The sequence below is a fragment of the Synergistetes bacterium HGW-Synergistetes-1 genome (assembly GCA_002839185.1).
GTDB lineage: Bacteria > Synergistota > Synergistia > Synergistales > Synergistaceae > Caenicola.
Genome location: PGXO01000013.1, coordinates 14,304 through 29,300 on the forward strand (window position 1 = coordinate 14,304; position 14,997 = coordinate 29,300).

Annotated in this window: 12 protein-coding genes and 1 pseudogene; 9 read left to right on the forward strand and 4 right to left on the reverse strand. The window is 49.8% G+C overall.

The window, feature by feature from the left end; all coding sequences use genetic code 11:
• Window positions 1-61: 61 nt before the first annotated feature.
• Together CVV54_09920 and CVV54_09925 are read right to left on the reverse strand one after the other, a co-directional pair.
• Window positions 62-1,324: a hypothetical protein gene (locus CVV54_09920; GenBank protein PKL03589.1), complete on the reverse strand. Its 1,263-nt coding sequence runs from the start codon at window positions 1,322-1,324 to the stop codon at window positions 62-64.
• A gap of 39 nt (window positions 1,325-1,363) precedes the next feature.
• Window positions 1,364-1,900: an Rrf2 family transcriptional regulator gene (locus CVV54_09925; protein ID PKL03590.1), complete on the reverse strand. Its 537-nt coding sequence runs from the start codon at window positions 1,898-1,900 to the stop codon at window positions 1,364-1,366.
• Window positions 1,901-2,071: 171 nt separating this feature from the next.
• Between CVV54_09925 and CVV54_09930 the strand changes: the two genes are divergently transcribed.
• The 3 genes and pseudogenes from CVV54_09930 to CVV54_09940 all read left to right on the forward strand — a co-directional run bounded on the left by CVV54_09930 (window position 2,072) and on the right by CVV54_09940 (window position 4,309).
• Window positions 2,072-3,028, forward strand: a complete 957-nt coding sequence (locus CVV54_09930) for a putative sulfate exporter family transporter (GenBank protein ID PKL03591.1) — start codon at window positions 2,072-2,074, stop codon at window positions 3,026-3,028.
• A gap of 12 nt (window positions 3,029-3,040) precedes the next feature.
• Window positions 3,041-4,021 (forward strand): hypothetical protein, encoded by a 981-nt coding sequence (locus CVV54_09935; GenBank protein PKL03592.1) that lies wholly within the window; start codon window positions 3,041-3,043, stop codon window positions 4,019-4,021.
• Window positions 4,022-4,042: 21 nt separating this feature from the next.
• Window positions 4,043-4,309 (forward strand): annotated as a pseudogene (locus CVV54_09940) (hypothetical protein).
• Between the two features lie 134 nt (window positions 4,310-4,443).
• Here the strand turns inward: CVV54_09940 and CVV54_09945 are convergent.
• Entirely contained in the window at window positions 4,444-5,982 is a 1,539-nt protein-coding gene (locus tag CVV54_09945) for a serine dehydratase (GenBank protein PKL03593.1), read from the reverse strand.
• Between the two features lie 266 nt (window positions 5,983-6,248).
• Here CVV54_09945 and CVV54_09950 point away from each other — a divergent pair, with 266 nt between their 5' ends.
• From CVV54_09950 to CVV54_09970, 5 genes are all read left to right on the forward strand, one after another.
• Entirely contained in the window at window positions 6,249-7,184 is a 936-nt protein-coding gene (locus tag CVV54_09950; GenBank protein PKL03601.1) for a PTS sugar transporter subunit IIC, read from the forward strand.
• 166 nt (window positions 7,185-7,350) lie between these two features.
• Window positions 7,351-8,619: a (Fe-S)-binding protein gene (locus CVV54_09955; GenBank protein PKL03594.1), complete on the forward strand. Its 1,269-nt coding sequence runs from the start codon at window positions 7,351-7,353 to the stop codon at window positions 8,617-8,619.
• A 146-nt stretch (window positions 8,620-8,765) separates the two neighbouring features.
• The gene (locus tag CVV54_09960) at window positions 8,766-9,809 is read left to right on the forward strand and encodes an L-threonine 3-dehydrogenase (protein ID PKL03595.1); all 1,044 of its coding nucleotides are present in this window, start codon (window positions 8,766-8,768) and stop codon (window positions 9,807-9,809) included.
• Window positions 9,810-9,878: 69 nt separating this feature from the next.
• Window positions 9,879-11,060: a glycine C-acetyltransferase gene (locus CVV54_09965; protein ID PKL03596.1), complete on the forward strand. Its 1,182-nt coding sequence runs from the start codon at window positions 9,879-9,881 to the stop codon at window positions 11,058-11,060.
• A gap of 90 nt (window positions 11,061-11,150) precedes the next feature.
• Window positions 11,151-11,990 carry a hypothetical protein gene (locus CVV54_09970; GenBank protein PKL03597.1) on the forward strand — a complete coding sequence of 280 codons (840 nt, stop codon included), beginning with the start codon at window positions 11,151-11,153 and terminating at the stop codon, window positions 11,988-11,990.
• 102 nt (window positions 11,991-12,092) lie between these two features.
• Here CVV54_09970 and CVV54_09975 read toward each other — a convergent pair whose 3' ends face one another.
• The gene (locus CVV54_09975; GenBank protein PKL03598.1) at window positions 12,093-13,211 is read right to left on the reverse strand and encodes a permease; all 1,119 of its coding nucleotides are present in this window, start codon (window positions 13,209-13,211) and stop codon (window positions 12,093-12,095) included.
• A 429-nt stretch (window positions 13,212-13,640) separates the two neighbouring features.
• On the opposite strand from CVV54_09975, the gene trpB reads away from it, so the two are divergent.
• Window positions 13,641-14,849 carry a tryptophan synthase subunit beta gene (gene trpB, locus CVV54_09980; GenBank protein ID PKL03599.1) on the forward strand — a complete coding sequence of 403 codons (1,209 nt, stop codon included), beginning with the start codon at window positions 13,641-13,643 and terminating at the stop codon, window positions 14,847-14,849.
• Window positions 14,850-14,997 lie beyond the last annotated feature (148 nt).

Consider the following 14,997-nt stretch of genomic DNA (forward strand, 5'->3'; position numbering starts at 1 on the left):
TATAAAAAAACGGCCCCACCTTTAAGGCGAAACCGTTTCATCATTTATTAAAATATTGCGGTTATTTAAGATGGACTATATAACTCAAGGATAGGATATGGGCGGTGTTGTCGCGCGCATCTGCTGTAGTATACGTCCCGCCGTAAACATCCGTTGCTTTTGTTGATGCATTTATTACCCGGTCTTTTATCCACATAAATCCCCATGCAAAGACAAGCTCTGAATTCTCGCTGCGCTTCTTGAAACCTATGCTTAGAGTCTGTCTGTCTCCGGTTGGGACCGCGAAATCCATGTATTCATCCGGCATCGGGCTGTTGTCGTAAGCGTATCCTCCCATTATGCTCCAGATCTCGTTTATTTTGTGCTCTATACCGACCTGATAGCGCCACACATCTTTCCAGTCCTTGATTTCAGTAGATTTAGGCAGATAATTATCATAGGTCATTTCCAATTTGTCATAAGTGCTCCACTTTGTGTAGGTAGCACCGATCTCCGCCCTCGTTTTTTCATTGAATTTGTGGCCGAAACCGAACGTCAGGCTGTCTGGCAGTGTTACTGTGCCATGTGCTTTCGTGGATTTAGCTCCGCCGTTTGTCAAATCAAGGTCCGCATCCATATTTTGTTTGATCGAGGAACGGTAAACAGCAGCGAATGATGTGTTCTCAGTAAAATCGTAATTGAAACCTAAGTTCCATCCCAGTGCTATATTGTCTCCGTCAAGCTTATAATCCACTTCAGTTCCCGGAGAAAGTCCATACTTGTAAGCTATGGCTCCGGGTATCTTTTTGCTCATCTGCAGCCTGATATAATTTATGTCAAGCCCTGCCGCTATAGAAAGTTTGTCCGTAACCTTGTACGCTACTGTCGGCTGAACTGTCAGACCTGTGATCTTAGCCAGATGGCTGTTAAACCTTCCCGGCCATGCGGGATCGTATTGCGTCGAGTTCCCGAATCTGGAGAATACTCCTATTCCCCACCAGAGCTTATCATTTTGCTGCTTCACATAAAAAAGGTTGGGAACATACCCGGGAGCCTCATCATTGCTCCATGTCTCACCATCATCACTGCCGCCGTGAAAATCGACTCTCCCTCTCGGGTTTATGTACGAAAGGCCTCCGCTTATCCAGCTTCCCTTAAGCCTTGTAATGCCTGCAGGGTTATAAGCAAGCAGGGAAGGATCGTCTTCAGCAAACATATAGGCTTCTCCCATCGCCACTCCTCCCGCAGACCATTCATAGATAGCAAATCCATCGGCGAATGCTGCGTTGGGCACCAAGATCAGAGCAAAAAGCAGCAGACAAAAGAGACCTCTTAACTTATTCAAATTGACTCAATCCTTCCTAAAATAAATTTTATATGAATTTTATTTAGTACTTATGTGGCTGAAATTCGGGTGTTTCTGACCAAGACTTGGCGTTATAACTGATATTTCAATTTCCACCGGTATGGAATGATCATAGTATTTCGTGAAATCGGCCAGGGTCCTGGACTCAAGATATCTTAAAAAGGCCCTTGTCAGTTCGTCCATCATTGCACCGATAAAGCAAACTTTGTTTTTGCAGCCGTCAAGTCCGCAGCCCTTAGAGTCAAAGGGCCCGCCAAGAAGCTCAAAGATGTTGCGAAGGGGGGTCTCTTCCGGCACACAATTTAGCTTGTAACCGCCGCCCGGACCGCGCACAGACTTGACCATTCCTCCCTTATTGAGACGTTGGAGGACTTTTGAAAGATGCGGCTCAGTGGAGCCTATTGCTGCTGCTATCTGCTGTGTGGAAAGACATCTGTCCGGGTTTTTCGCAAGCTCTCCAAGAGCATGCAGACCCAGGATCAGGGGATCCGGCAAGCTGACGATAGGATTCAGTTCGTTCTCCTCCTCGCAATAACGGAATACCGGATATTCTATTCCATTTCTCTGGGATGGTCAACATTAAACGGGATAAAGTGATGGATTCTTTTCACACTAATAATATATCAGCAGGAGATACGGAAGGGAGAAAATAGGCCAAACATACCACTTGTGGGATTATAATTTACCCTTATTATTGAACGACCATTAATTTTTGGAGGATCGGTTTTGGAAAATCGCTTAAAAATCATCACATCTGATCTTAAAATATGGCTGGCTGCAGCAGCGTTTCTCTCGATCCTTACATCAAACCCGGCATGGGGATTGCTCCTTGGATCAGCCGCAGCTCTTTCGGCAGGAAACCCTGCCGCCGAAAGTACCGGAAAAGTGTCAAAAAAACTCCTCCAGATCGCTGTCATCCTTCTGGGGTTCGGGATGCACCTAAACACGGTCATAAGGGTCGGCCTGACTTCTGTATGGATCACTATGATATCTATATCATTGACCCTTATAATTGGCATGACCCTTGGCAGGATGTTCGGCGTAAAGAGAGACCTTTCCCTTCTTCTGAGCACCGGTACGGCTGTATGCGGAGGAAGCGCCATAGCCGCAATGTCGCCATCCATCGGGGCATCGCAGTCGGATACCGGTGTAGCGATGGCGGTAGTCTTTCTGCTCAACGGAGCCGGACTGCTGATATTCCCCGCAATAGGCCGTTTCTTTGAACTTTCACAGCAGCAGTTCGGCTTCTGGGCGGCCCTTGCAATACATGACACAAGCAGCGTGGTCGGGGCGGCAGCTATCTACGGAGCAGAGGCTCTGGCGATAGGAACCACAGTCAAACTCACGCGCGCACTATGGATACTGCCTCTGGCTATTGGGGGAGCAAAGCTGAACAGGTCTGAGAGCAAGGCGCCATTCCAGTGGTTTTTGATAGGATTTTTAGCTGCTGCCGCGGCAAGGTCACTTTTTCCCGCACTTGAAGCGGTCTGGAATCTGGGATCCCTTGCGGGAAAACATCTTATGACTGGCACGCTCTTTCTTATAGGAGCGGGCCTGAGCAGGGATAAATTGAAAAAGATAGGCTTTAAGCCTCTGTTTATGGCTGTTACCCTCTGGCTTATTATTTCCATCCTCTCTCTTACAGCCGTAATAAAAGGATTTATGCCGAACATCAACATTTAGGGGGAAATGACCGTGTCAGAAATAATATTAACGATGTTTGACGAACAGAATCCCTGCTGGACAGCCGAACTCCTCAAACTTGCGGGAGAGGATGCCTCGGGGCTTGATGAGCTTGTCAGCTCAGGGTCACTCGAACTCTCTGACGGGATATACAGCCTGACTGAGAGAGGAAAGACTGACTTTGAAAGAACGAGGGACGAACTTTTTCTGGAAGGCATGCCCGGGACAAAACCGTCTGATCCTATCAGAAGCGTGAAGAGGACAAAGCTCCGGTTGCTTCTGGACAACGCGCACCTTCAGAGGTGGGGGATCAAAGTCTATCATCCAGGGCGGGATCTCATTTTTTATCCTGACCTGAAGGAAGAAGAACTCCTTTCCTTCAAAAACGGGGCACCGGAATGGAGCTACACAGACTCCTTTCTCTACAGGAAGATAAATGAGGAGTTCAAGCCTGCCCTTATAGAGGGAAGAAAAACGGACCTCGTGACCCCGGAAAGGCTGCGCTCATGGTGTGCAGATAACTCAATGGAGCCCGGCAGACTGAATATCGACCTGCTTTACCTCTGCCACTATGATTTCATGCAGTACAGGGATTTTGGAGGCCACCCCAACGACCGGATGAAAGTGATCAACACGGACAGGTTCCTCTTTATATTCCCTGAACACGAGACAGAAAAAAACCTTGCGGCTGTCGCAAAATTCCATCTTTGGCTGAACACACTGAGAAGGATGATGATCCCCGGCTACGTGGACAGGGATACCCAGGAGCAGGACAGCGTCAGCTGGCTCATCTTCACAACAGAGAGGGAAGATGAGGCGGCAGCTATGGCGGAAGAGCTCGGTAAATTCGGAGAAAAACTTGTTGAGAACGCAAATCCCTGTGAGATATGGGCGGTTTCAATGGAAGCGCTTGAAAATGTAAAAGAGAAGAGGGAACTTATCTGGGAACTGCTTCCTGATATTGCGCACCCTGCTCAGAGAACGATCATTTAAATCGGAGGGAACTTATATTTTATGTTCTGGGACAGTGCGCTTGAATCAATAATGCTGATCTGCTTCGCGGCAGCATGGCCGGCTTCTATACATAAATCATGGACGAGCAAAACAAGAAAAGGCAAAAGTCTTTTCTTTCTCGCAATAATATTCGTCGGATATGCCGCAGGGATCACAAGGATACTGCTCAGGGCCGACGGGAGCTTCCTTATCTTGCCATATACCTTCAACGAACTGCTTGTAAGCTGCGACCTTATGATCTATTACAGGAACTACAGGATAGACGAGGGAAAGCCGCCTTTGATCCCTCAGGGCACAAAAGATTTTGCAAAAGATTACTTCAGGAACCGCCGATGTAGAAACAGGATGTAAAAATTTAAGGGGCTGCGTGATATCTTACGCAGCCCCGTTTTTTTATCCAATTATCTCTTTCTTGGCATGGAAAGGGAGCTTGGCGTAACTGCCATGCCGCCAAGTGACGTGCAGCGAAGTTCGAGCGGGAGCATCCTTCCCGAAGAGTAGACCGCGTCCACGGTGTCATCGATACCTACTGCGTTGTAATATCCTCCGAGTATCATATCCGCGCAGATGAATGCCTGGGATGCAAATGAACCGTTCCTTGTGTGGCATGGGATCTCAACTATCGCCTGCACAAGGTCGCAGACCAGCCCCATCGCGTTCTGGAACATGATGGCCCCGGCATCGGCAGCCTGACGCGCCGAACCTCCCGCTGCCTCGACCACAGCTCCCGCTCCCATGGCTCCTGCCGCTCCTATCTCGACCTGACATCCGCATACTTCGGCGGCAAATGTGCCTCTCGTCGCAAGTACCCAGCCGATCGCACCTGCAGCCCACATGGAACGGACGACTTCCTCACGTGTTTTTTTCATGTCTTCCAGCATCGTCACCATTACCCCGGGGATGACCCCTGCAGAGCCGCCCGTCGGAGCAGCGCATACTATTCCCTGTCCGCTGTTGACCTGCATCGCGGCCATCGCGCGCGCCGCCGCTCTGGTATGTATCCCGCCAAGTGCAAGGCGTCCTTCCTTTTCTGCATCCATTATCTTCTTTGCAGAAGGATCAAGGAGGAACATCTGCGGGCTGTTCTCTGAAAGACCCAGAGTGACTGAATCAATCATCACCTGAAGCCGCCTGTCCATTTCAGCATCAAGAGTCTCTTTGGGCATGCACAGAAGGGCGGATTCAAACTCAAGCGCGGCTTCACCGAGAGAAAGCCCCTTCTCTTCGGCATATTTCACCATCTCCTCGCCGGAGGTGAATATCCTTTCTCCCCTTATAGGGAAAAAAACAGGTATCGCGCAGAAACAGCTGAAAAGCTGCTTTTCGGACTTTAGTTTTTCAATGATAAGTGAATCAACGGGAGCGGGCGTTGACAAAAGCAGCATTGACCTGCCGTTTTTTTCGCTTGCAGATACTTTACCGGACTTTTGGAGCATCTCCATGACGTCCGCAGACCTTTCCGCAGGAACTTCGACAGAGAACCAGTAAGCATCGCCGGTCATTTCAACTTCCCATCCGTTGAGACGGCGAAAGAGAAGGGCCCCGCCGCCGGTGGAATCGGCAACTGCAGAAAAGGTCGATCCGTCCTTAAGCTTCGCCTCGATCTTTATGCTGTTTGGATGGCATGACTCAGGGAAGCTTTTAACAATAAACTTAATATCCACCCCGAAGGATGGAAAAAGATCAAAAGCCTTTTTGAAACGGGGGTCGGTAAGCGGCAGATCCAGTGTTCCCATTATAAGGGCCAGGTCGCTTCCCTGTTCATGATAGACCTCCGCTATCGAGGATGCCGGTTCAAATGTGAATGATATCTCGCAGGGCAGCTCGCCTATCATGCTGCGGCACATCTTTGCTATGTGGTAAGGGCCTGCTGTGTGTGAACTTGAACTTCCGGGCATGACCGGACCTATGACGTTGTTCAGAATGCTTGCTGTTGTCATCTTATGCTGCCTCCCTGTATCTCTTTATTCTGTGTCTTGTTCCAGTAAAAATATCACATTCAGCCTCCGATGTCATTAATTTTAAAGATTGGGGTTGTTAATTAGGCAGAACTTCATTACAATGCTTGCCAACAAAGCAATTCACAAAACAACCTGAAAAGAGGTCCTGTCTTTTGGGAAAGAGCAATAACAAAATCTCTGCATTTCTCGAACGCAAAGGGGTAGAGTTCTCATTCAAACGCTACTTCGTGGACGCGCTCGGAGCAATGGGAGTAGGTCTGTTCTCATCATTGATAACCGGGTTGATCCTCAAGACCATCGGCACAAAGGCCGGGATACCGATACTGGTGGAATTCGGCGGCCTGGCGAGCTCCATGACGGGCGCGGCAATAGCAGTGGCAATAGCACAGGCTCTGAGAGCTCCTGCAATGGTCGTCTTCTCCTGCGTGGCAGTAGGTTTTGCCGGCAACACATGGGGAGGTCCGGTGGGGGCTTTTGTAGGTGCCGTCGTGGCATCTGAAGTAGGTAAGATAATATCGAAAGAGACAAAGATAGATATAATAGCGACGCCTTCCGGGACCATAATTGCGGGCATGGCTGTGGCAAAGCTGGCGGGCCCCACAATAAGCGCGATGATGACCGGGATCGGGATAATAATCATGAACGCCACGGAACTTCAGCCGGGTCCGATGGGAGCCATCGTCTCCGCGATAATGGGAATGATACTTACCCTTCCCATATCAAGTGCTGCGATCGCTGTTGCGCTTAACCTTTCAGGACTTGCCGCCGGGGCCGCGACGGTAGGATGCTCGACACAGATGATAGGTTTTGCGGTCATGAGCTTCAGGGAGAACGGCCTTTCCGGACTGCTGTCGCAGGGGCTCGGGACCTCAATGCTCCAGATGCCCAATATTGTGAGACACCCGTTGATATGGGTCCCCCCCACGCTTGCAAGCCTTATTCTGGGCCCGATATCGACACTTGTTTTTAAAATGGAGAACATCCCTTCCGGCGCAGGGATGGGGACCAGCGGTTTTGTCGGACAGTTCGGGGCGATTGACGCAATGGGAAGCAGCCCTGCGGTACTGATGCAGATAGGCCTCATGCATTTCCTGCTGCCAGCAGTCACTACCCTTGCAATAGCAGAGATAATGAGGAAAACCGGACTCATAAAACCGGGGGACATGAAGCTTGACCTGTAGTTTTAAGAAAGCCGCATGATTTTATAAGAAAAAAACATCCAAAATACAAGGAATACTGAACAAAAGCAGGGGCAAAAGCCCCTGCTTTTGTTATGAGAGGTATAATTATGATGCTGTTGATGCAATTTACCCTCTGACAGACAAAAACAGCACGGAGGTATTGAAGATGGCACACAACCACACTCATGGATCTCCTTACTCAAGGCTTACCGAGAGGCTGAACAGATTCCCCCAGGGAGCGCCTGCCTCAAAACTTCTTTTTGACATTTTAAAGATACTGATGACCGAAAAAGAGGCCGGACTGATGGCCCAGCTCCCAATAAAACCATTCAGGGCAAAACAGGCTGCAGAGATATGGAAGCTCCCTGAAAACGAGGCCCATAAAATACTGGATGAGCTCGCGGAGAGGGCAATACTGGTGGACATCGAACAGAACGGGGAACAGATATATGCAGTACCGCCTCCCATGGCCGGATTTTTTGAGTTCTCCCTTATGAGGGTGCGGGAAGACATTGATCAGAAAACGCTCAGCGAACTCTTCCTGCAGTACATATCCGTCGAGGAAGATTTCATGAAGGATCTTGTCTGCGGAGGTGATACCCAGATGGGGAGGATCTTCCCGCAGGAACCGCAGATACCCGATGAGTATGCATTGCACGTCCTCGATCACGAACGCGCAACAAATGTGATAGAGACAGCATCGCACATCGGCATAAGCATGTGCTACTGCCGCCATAAGGCTCTCCACAACGGTACGGCATGCGACGCCCCGATGGATATATGCATGACCTTCAACACTACTGCAGCCACCCTGATAAAGCACGGACATGCCAGACAGGTCGATATCTCTGAATGCAAAGACCTCCTGCAGCAGGCATACGATCATGACCTGGTCCAGTTTGGCGAGAATGTCCGCCAAAAGGTCAATTTTATCTGCAACTGCTGTTCATGCTGCTGTGAAGCGCTTCTGGCAATAAGGCGCTTCGGAGTCGCCCAGACGATCTGCTCAAACTTCATTACAATAGTAGATAAAGAGAGCTGCATAGGCTGCGGAAAATGTGAAAAAATATGTCCTGTGGATGCTATCGAAATAATAGGGGAAGGCCCTGCTCGAAAGGCCGTCGTTGATGAAAAAAAATGCATCGGCTGCGGAGTATGCCTGAAGCACTGCCCGGCAGGAGCCCTGATCTTCGAACCACGCCCCAACAGGCTGATCACACCCCTTGACACTACTCACAGAATAGTCGTGATGGCAACCGAAAGAGGACTTCTGCAGGAACTCATCTTCGACAACAAAGTGCTCTTCAGCCACAGGCTCCTTGCAGGCGTACTCGGAACGATACTCAAAATGCCCGGACTGAAGAGGAGCTTCGCCCAGGCGCAGCTGAAATCACGCTATCTGGAGACCCTTATTACAAAACACAGTTCATCATGAGTCAGCGACTCATACAGATAAACGAGCCGTAAACTAATGAAAGGGGTAAAATAGTATCTGCTCCTTAATTATTTATTTACTTTGAAAGAACAGATATGCCCTTTTGACGGAAGTCATCAAAATAATCTCTCCGGGAGTGTGAGGTCATGACAAAAAAGATGATTGCTCTGGTAAAGGAAAGGCCGGAACCGGGACTGTGGATGCGCGAAGTTGATATGCCCGAAGTAGGACCCGATGACGTTCTTATCAAGATCAAGAAGACTTCCATCTGCGGCACTGATCTCCACATCTACAACTGGAACGAATGGTCAAAAAAGACCATAAAGACCCCTATGACCATAGGCCATGAGTTCGTCGGAGAGATAGTACAGACTGGCAGCCATGTCCGGGGCTGGGAGATAGGCGAGAGGGTCTCCGGAGAGGGACACATCGTCTGCGGCACCTGCAGAAACTGCCTGGCCGGGAGACGGCACAACTGTCCGAACACCATCGGCGTCGGAGTCAACAGGAACGGGGCTTTTGCGCAATACCTTTCGATACCCAAGACGAATGTCTGGAGATGCGCTCCTGAGATACCCGATGACATCGTATCCTGCTTCGATCCGCTTGGAAACGCCACCCACACGGCACTTCAGTTCGACCTCATCGGAGAGGACGTCCTAATTACAGGCGCCGGTCCGATAGGCATGATGGCAGCTGCAATATGCAGGCATGTCGGAGCAAGGAACGTAGTGGTGACAGACCTCAACGATTACAGGCTCTCGCTTGCAAAAGAGATGGGAGCGACAAGAACTGTCAACGTAAAGAGAGAAAAGTTAAGAGACATCTTCGATGAGCTTGGGATGAGGGAGGGCTTCGATGTGGGACTTGAAATGTCCGGAAGCCCGAAGGCATTCTCAGACATGGTCGACCACATGTTCAACGGAGGCAGGATAGCGCTTCTGGGGCTCCTTGAACCCGGAACGGTAATAGACTGGGACAAGGTCATATTCCACGGACTTACCCTCAAGGGTATATACGGCCGGCAGATGTATGAGACGTGGTACAAGATGACTACGATGCTTCAGAGCGGGCTGGATATAAGCCGTGTCATAACCCACAGGTTCGATGTCATGGATTTCGAAGAGGGTTTCAGGGCAATGAACACCGGCGAATCGGGCAAGGTTGTCCTGGACTGGCAAAACCTTTGATCTTCCATTATCCTGTACCGACAGGCAAACGTTTGTTTATCTAAATATAATGACCGGGGGATGAGATAAATGAAAAGCGCCATAGGGATCATAACCAAAACGATAGAAGAGATAAAAGAACAGGGACTCTACAAATCAGAGAGGGTTATCACAACTCCTCAGAGAGACATCATAGATACAACAACAAATTTCGGTGTCATAAACATGTGCGCAAACAACTATCTCGGCCTTGCAGACTCCCCCAGAGTCATCAGGGCAGCAAAAGAGGCATACGACAGATGGGGTTACGGACTCGCCTCGGTACGATTCATCTGCGGCACACAGCAGATACACAAGGATCTCGAAGCAGCTATAAGCGACTTCCTTGGCATGGAGGATACTATCCTCTATTCATCATGCTACGACGCCAACGGAGGTGTCTTTGAACCCATACTGGGCGAAGGCGACGCCGTCATAAGCGATGAACTGAACCACGCTAGCATCATCGACGGGATCCGTCTCTGCAAGGCAGCAAAATTCAGATATAAAAACAACGATATGGAAGACCTGAGGACACAGCTTGAAGCGGCAAAGGGCTCCCGAATTAAGATGATAGTCACAGACGGAGTCTTTTCAATGGACGGATACATCGCAAACCTTAAGTCCATCTGCGATCTTGCGGACGAGTTCGATGCCCTCGTACTGGTCGATGACAGCCATGCGGTAGGGTTCATGGGAAAGACCGGGCGCGGCACCCACGAATACTGCGGGGTAATGGGCAGGGTGGACATTCTGACCGGCACTCTCGGAAAGGCTCTCGGCGGTGCGTCCGGAGGCTACGTCAGCGCAAAGAAGGAGGTCGTTGAACTCCTTAGGCAGCGCAGCAGACCCTATCTTTTCTCAAACACCCTTGCCCCGGCAATAGCAGGGGCTTCTCTTGAGGTCATCAAAATGCTTGGGGACACAACCGAATACAGGGACAGGGTACATGAAAACACCTCATACTTCAGGGAGAAGATGGAAGCCCTTGGTTTCGACCTGCTGCCTGGAACACATCCCATCGTCCCCATCATGCTCTATGATGCAAGGATAGCCACTGAATTCTCGGCCAGGCTCCTTGAAAAAGGAGTCTACGTTACCGGCTTTTCTTTCCCTGTCGTGCCAAGGGGCAAAGCCCGCATCAGGACACAGGTCTCGGCAAGGCATACGAAAGAGGACCTTGACGCGGCAATAGACGCTTTCAGCGAAGTCAAGATCGAGATGGCCATATGACCCAGAGTTTAAAATCCCGGCACTTTATTGCTGCACATTATGCTGAAGAGATACTATAATAGAGCGATCATATTCGGCAGGGGGGACAGCATGAGAAAAATAGACAAAGGATTTTCATTGGTCGAACTGCTTATCGTAGTCATAATAATAGGGATCCTGGCGGGAATTTTATATCTGGTTATCGGCCCCTCTGACGATATGGTCAGAGAAAAGGCATGCAGCGGAAACAGGGCCACTATAATGCTGGCCCTTGATGCATACAGATTCTCAAACGGACTCAGCAAAGAGAATTACACACTGCAGAGCTTCATCAACGACAAATACAAGGACACCATAAGCAACAACGAAGTGAAATGCCCCTCCGGCGGCATCTATTCAGCAGGTGAAGAAAACGGCAGAGAGATCGTTGTTTGTTCAGTTCACGGCAGTGGGGGGACAGGCGGAGGAGATGATCCAGGCGGCGGGGACGATCCAGACCCGCCAGGAAACATTATCCCCGGAACCAATAATTTCGGCGGCGACGGATACCAGGCGATAGATGACTGGGAAGAAGCCATTGTTGATGGAGACAGCATTTCTTTTAGTCAGGGACAGAAATTTAAGCTCGAAGACAAATATTACGTGGCAGTAGGAGCAGAATCTGATATTTACTACAGCGGTGACAGCAGCCCGGAAATGAGCCCAGACAAATGGTGGACTACAAAATCCGGCGGAGGCTTAGTAGAGTTCACGGGAGTCTCAAAAAGCTGGGACGAGGTCGAGACAGGGTATAAATTTTACAGGGGAGATATCCTCTACTACAACGGCGATTACTATGTCTGCATGGTCCAGGGATACACGGATAGTTATGAGGTTAACAAGGGACAATGGTGGAGCAATACGCCGGACCTTAGCGGATCAGCATGGGCATGGTACAAGCTGAGCAGCTAGACCCTGATATAACATGATACAAAAGAGATCTTCCGGACATTGCCGGAAGATCTCTTTTTGTTTGTAAGACAGTCTTCAACCTTATTTATTCTGCGCTGACCCTCAGCAGAGGATGGCTATGAACTGGGAGGCCAGAACAACGAGTATTAGTGCTACAGGGTATGTCGCTGCGTATGGAAGGGATACGTAGTCGGTACGCGTCTCTGAGATAAGGACTCCCAGCGCCGGGGTACTTGTCATTCCTCCGCATATCGATCCAAGAGTGTTGAATATGTCGAGGCCAAACATCTTCACTGCAATAAAATACCCCGCCATCATTGGCAAAAGGGTCATTCCGACCCCCGCGAAGAAGAGAACCGGGCCATGTTCCGTGAGGGTCGCCACAAAGCCCTTGCCCGCTGCCGCCCCCGCACCTGCAAGAAAGAGCGCAAGCCCGAACTCCCTCATCGTTTCAAGGGTAGATTTTCTTACCTCAAGCGATATCGGGCCTATGTGACCGAAATATCCTATGATAAGTCCGGTAAGGAGCGGTCCGCCGGAGGCACCCAGGCTAAACCTGGCTCCTCCGGGAAGAGGTATCACTATCTTTGCAGCGATCAGTCCTGCCGCTATTGTCAGTACAAGAGGAAAAAACCCGAAGGGGTCAATTTTCATAGATCCTTTTCCTGCAGTACCCTCCGGCTGCAGGTCCTGCCCACAGTCCATCACAGGCTTGGTCTGGCTGAAATCTATTCTGAGTATCCTGGGCACTATCTGTACAAAGAGGACAACACCCAGGACACCAAAAGGATAAGCAATACCATATCCTATGGAGGCGCTCGGATCACCTGTCGCTTCGATAGCGGCAGCGAGCCCCGGGGTGCTTGTCAGTGCGCCGTTCATTATTCCTACAGCAAGAGGAACTGGAATCCCCAATATCTTTATTGAAGCCACGCATAAAGCTGCGCCGGAAATGATCGTCACGAATCCTATTACCATGTAGGCAACGGCTCTGCTTTTGAAATTGCAGAAAAATACTGGACCTGCTATCAATCCCACAGACGCAACAAAACATACCAGGCCGATGTCACGGACAGCGCCGGATATCTCCTGTCCAAAATGCCCGAAGATCAGGGCAACAAGCAGGACTCCCGATGTGCCGAGCCTGATGTTGAAGAATTTTATGCTCCCCAGGATATACCCCAGAGTAAGGATAAAAAACAAAATTTTTACAGAACTCAAAAAAAGCGACCCCTTGGTAAAAATAAGATTTTACGGCGATTTTTCAGGCACCACTGTAGTATTTTATATCAAAAATGATCATCCTGCGACGGAGCCTCCAGGAAACATATCTGGCGCTTGTGTTTGGGTATTTTTAGACATGATCATTTAGTGGGATTGCAATTTATTGATTAGAGTGGTACTATTTCGCGCAATATATCGGAAGTACGGGGGAAGCTGCATGAAATCATTTACCAACCTCACGAATAAGAATTTCAACAGCTGGTGGTGCGTCTAGCGTCCGCCCGTATCTTGCTGTGTCGATACAGGGGGACTGAAAGGGAAATTTTCTTTCAGTCCCTCTTTTTTTATAAATGCACCACGGCAGCACGCGCTGAAAAGATGAGAACAGACCAGAGAGTTTACAAGAGCTAAGAGGAGGATAATATCATGACAGAGAGATTACAAAATCAGGCAGGTTTTCCGGTAAAAGGCATCTACAGCGGATTCGGAGGCACATACGTTCCGGGAGCGCTCGAGCCGATCCTTACGGAGATCGCGGAAGAGTATGAGAAATGCACGGCAGACAAATCATTCAGGGAAGAATATCTCTCCCTTCTAAAGGACTACGTGGGACGTCCCTCCGCACTCACCGAGTGCAAAAACCTCACCAGGACAGTAGGTGGGGCCAGGATCTTCCTCAAGAGAGAAGACCTCAACCACACAGGGGCTCACAAGATAAACAACTGCATAGGACAGGCACTTCTTGCCAAAAGAATGGGCAAGAAAAAAATCATTGCTGAGACAGGGGCAGGCATGCACGGCGTTGCAAGTGCCACAGTCGCAGCGCTGATGGGTATGGAATGCGATGTCTACATGGGAGAAGTCGACGTACAGCGCCAGGCCCCGAATGTGCTCAGGATGAAAGCGCTTGGCGCTAAAGTCGTACCTGTCTCAGACGGACAGGGAACGCTCAAGGAAGCTGTAGATGCAGCACTTGCGGCATTCTGCAACGACACCTCGGTCTTTTACCTTATCGGTTCTGCGGTTGGGCCGCACCCATATCCGACTATGGTACAGAATTTCCAGAAAATAATCGGCGAGGAAGCAAGGGCGCAGATGCTTGAACGGACCGGCTCCCTGCCGGACGCCGTCATCGCATGTGTAGGCGGAGGAAGCAATGCGATAGGAGCCTTCACAGCCTTCATCGAAGACAAGGATGTCCGCCTTATCGGTGTCGAACCATCAGGAAGAGGACTGACATACGGAGATCACGCCGCCAGCCTTACAAAGGGTTCCCCGGGAGTCCTCCATGGGTTCAAAAGCTACGTTCTTACCGATGATAAGGGTGAGCCCGCAGAAGTCTATTCAATAGCAGCCGGACTTGATTATCCCTCAGTCGGACCCGCGCACGCCGCACTCAAGGAGAGCGGACGAGCAGAATACATATGCGCAAGCGACAAAGAAGCGCTTCATGCATTCAGGCTTCTTTGCAGGACAGAAGGGATCATCCCCGCGCTTGAAAGCTCCCACGCACTTGCCGGAGCGATAAGGATCGCAGCCGCAATGGAAAAAGATAAGAAAATCCTAGTTAACCTCTCGGGGCGGGGGGATAAGGATATGGAGACGATCTCCGCACTCGGAGTAATTGAGGTTTAGAGCGGCGCTGACTTAGCAACATGCGATGCTTTTTCACCTCAACGTATTCATATACGCCTCGTATATTGATGTAAGTATTTCAGTTGTTCTGTAAAGACGGGTGAAATACAATGCAAGCAGCGGATAGAGGTCTATGTTATACGCCTTG

Coding starts and splice junctions, on each gene's coding strand:
- CVV54_09955 (PKL03594.1), top strand. CDS start 7,351: ATGGCACACAACCACACTCATGGATCTCCTTACTCAAGGCTTACCGAG.
- CVV54_09965 (PKL03596.1), top strand. CDS start 9,879: ATGAAAAGCGCCATAGGGATCATAACCAAAACGATAGAAGAGATAAAA.
- CVV54_09945 (PKL03593.1), bottom strand. CDS start 5,982: ATGACAACAGCAAGCATTCTGAACAACGTCATAGGTCCGGTCATGCCC.
- CVV54_09970 (PKL03597.1), top strand. CDS start 11,151: ATGAGAAAAATAGACAAAGGATTTTCATTGGTCGAACTGCTTATCGTA.
- trpB (PKL03599.1), top strand. CDS start 13,641: ATGACAGAGAGATTACAAAATCAGGCAGGTTTTCCGGTAAAAGGCATC.
- CVV54_09960 (PKL03595.1), top strand. CDS start 8,766: ATGACAAAAAAGATGATTGCTCTGGTAAAGGAAAGGCCGGAACCGGGA.
- CVV54_09950 (PKL03601.1), top strand. CDS start 6,249: ATGGGAGTAGGTCTGTTCTCATCATTGATAACCGGGTTGATCCTCAAG.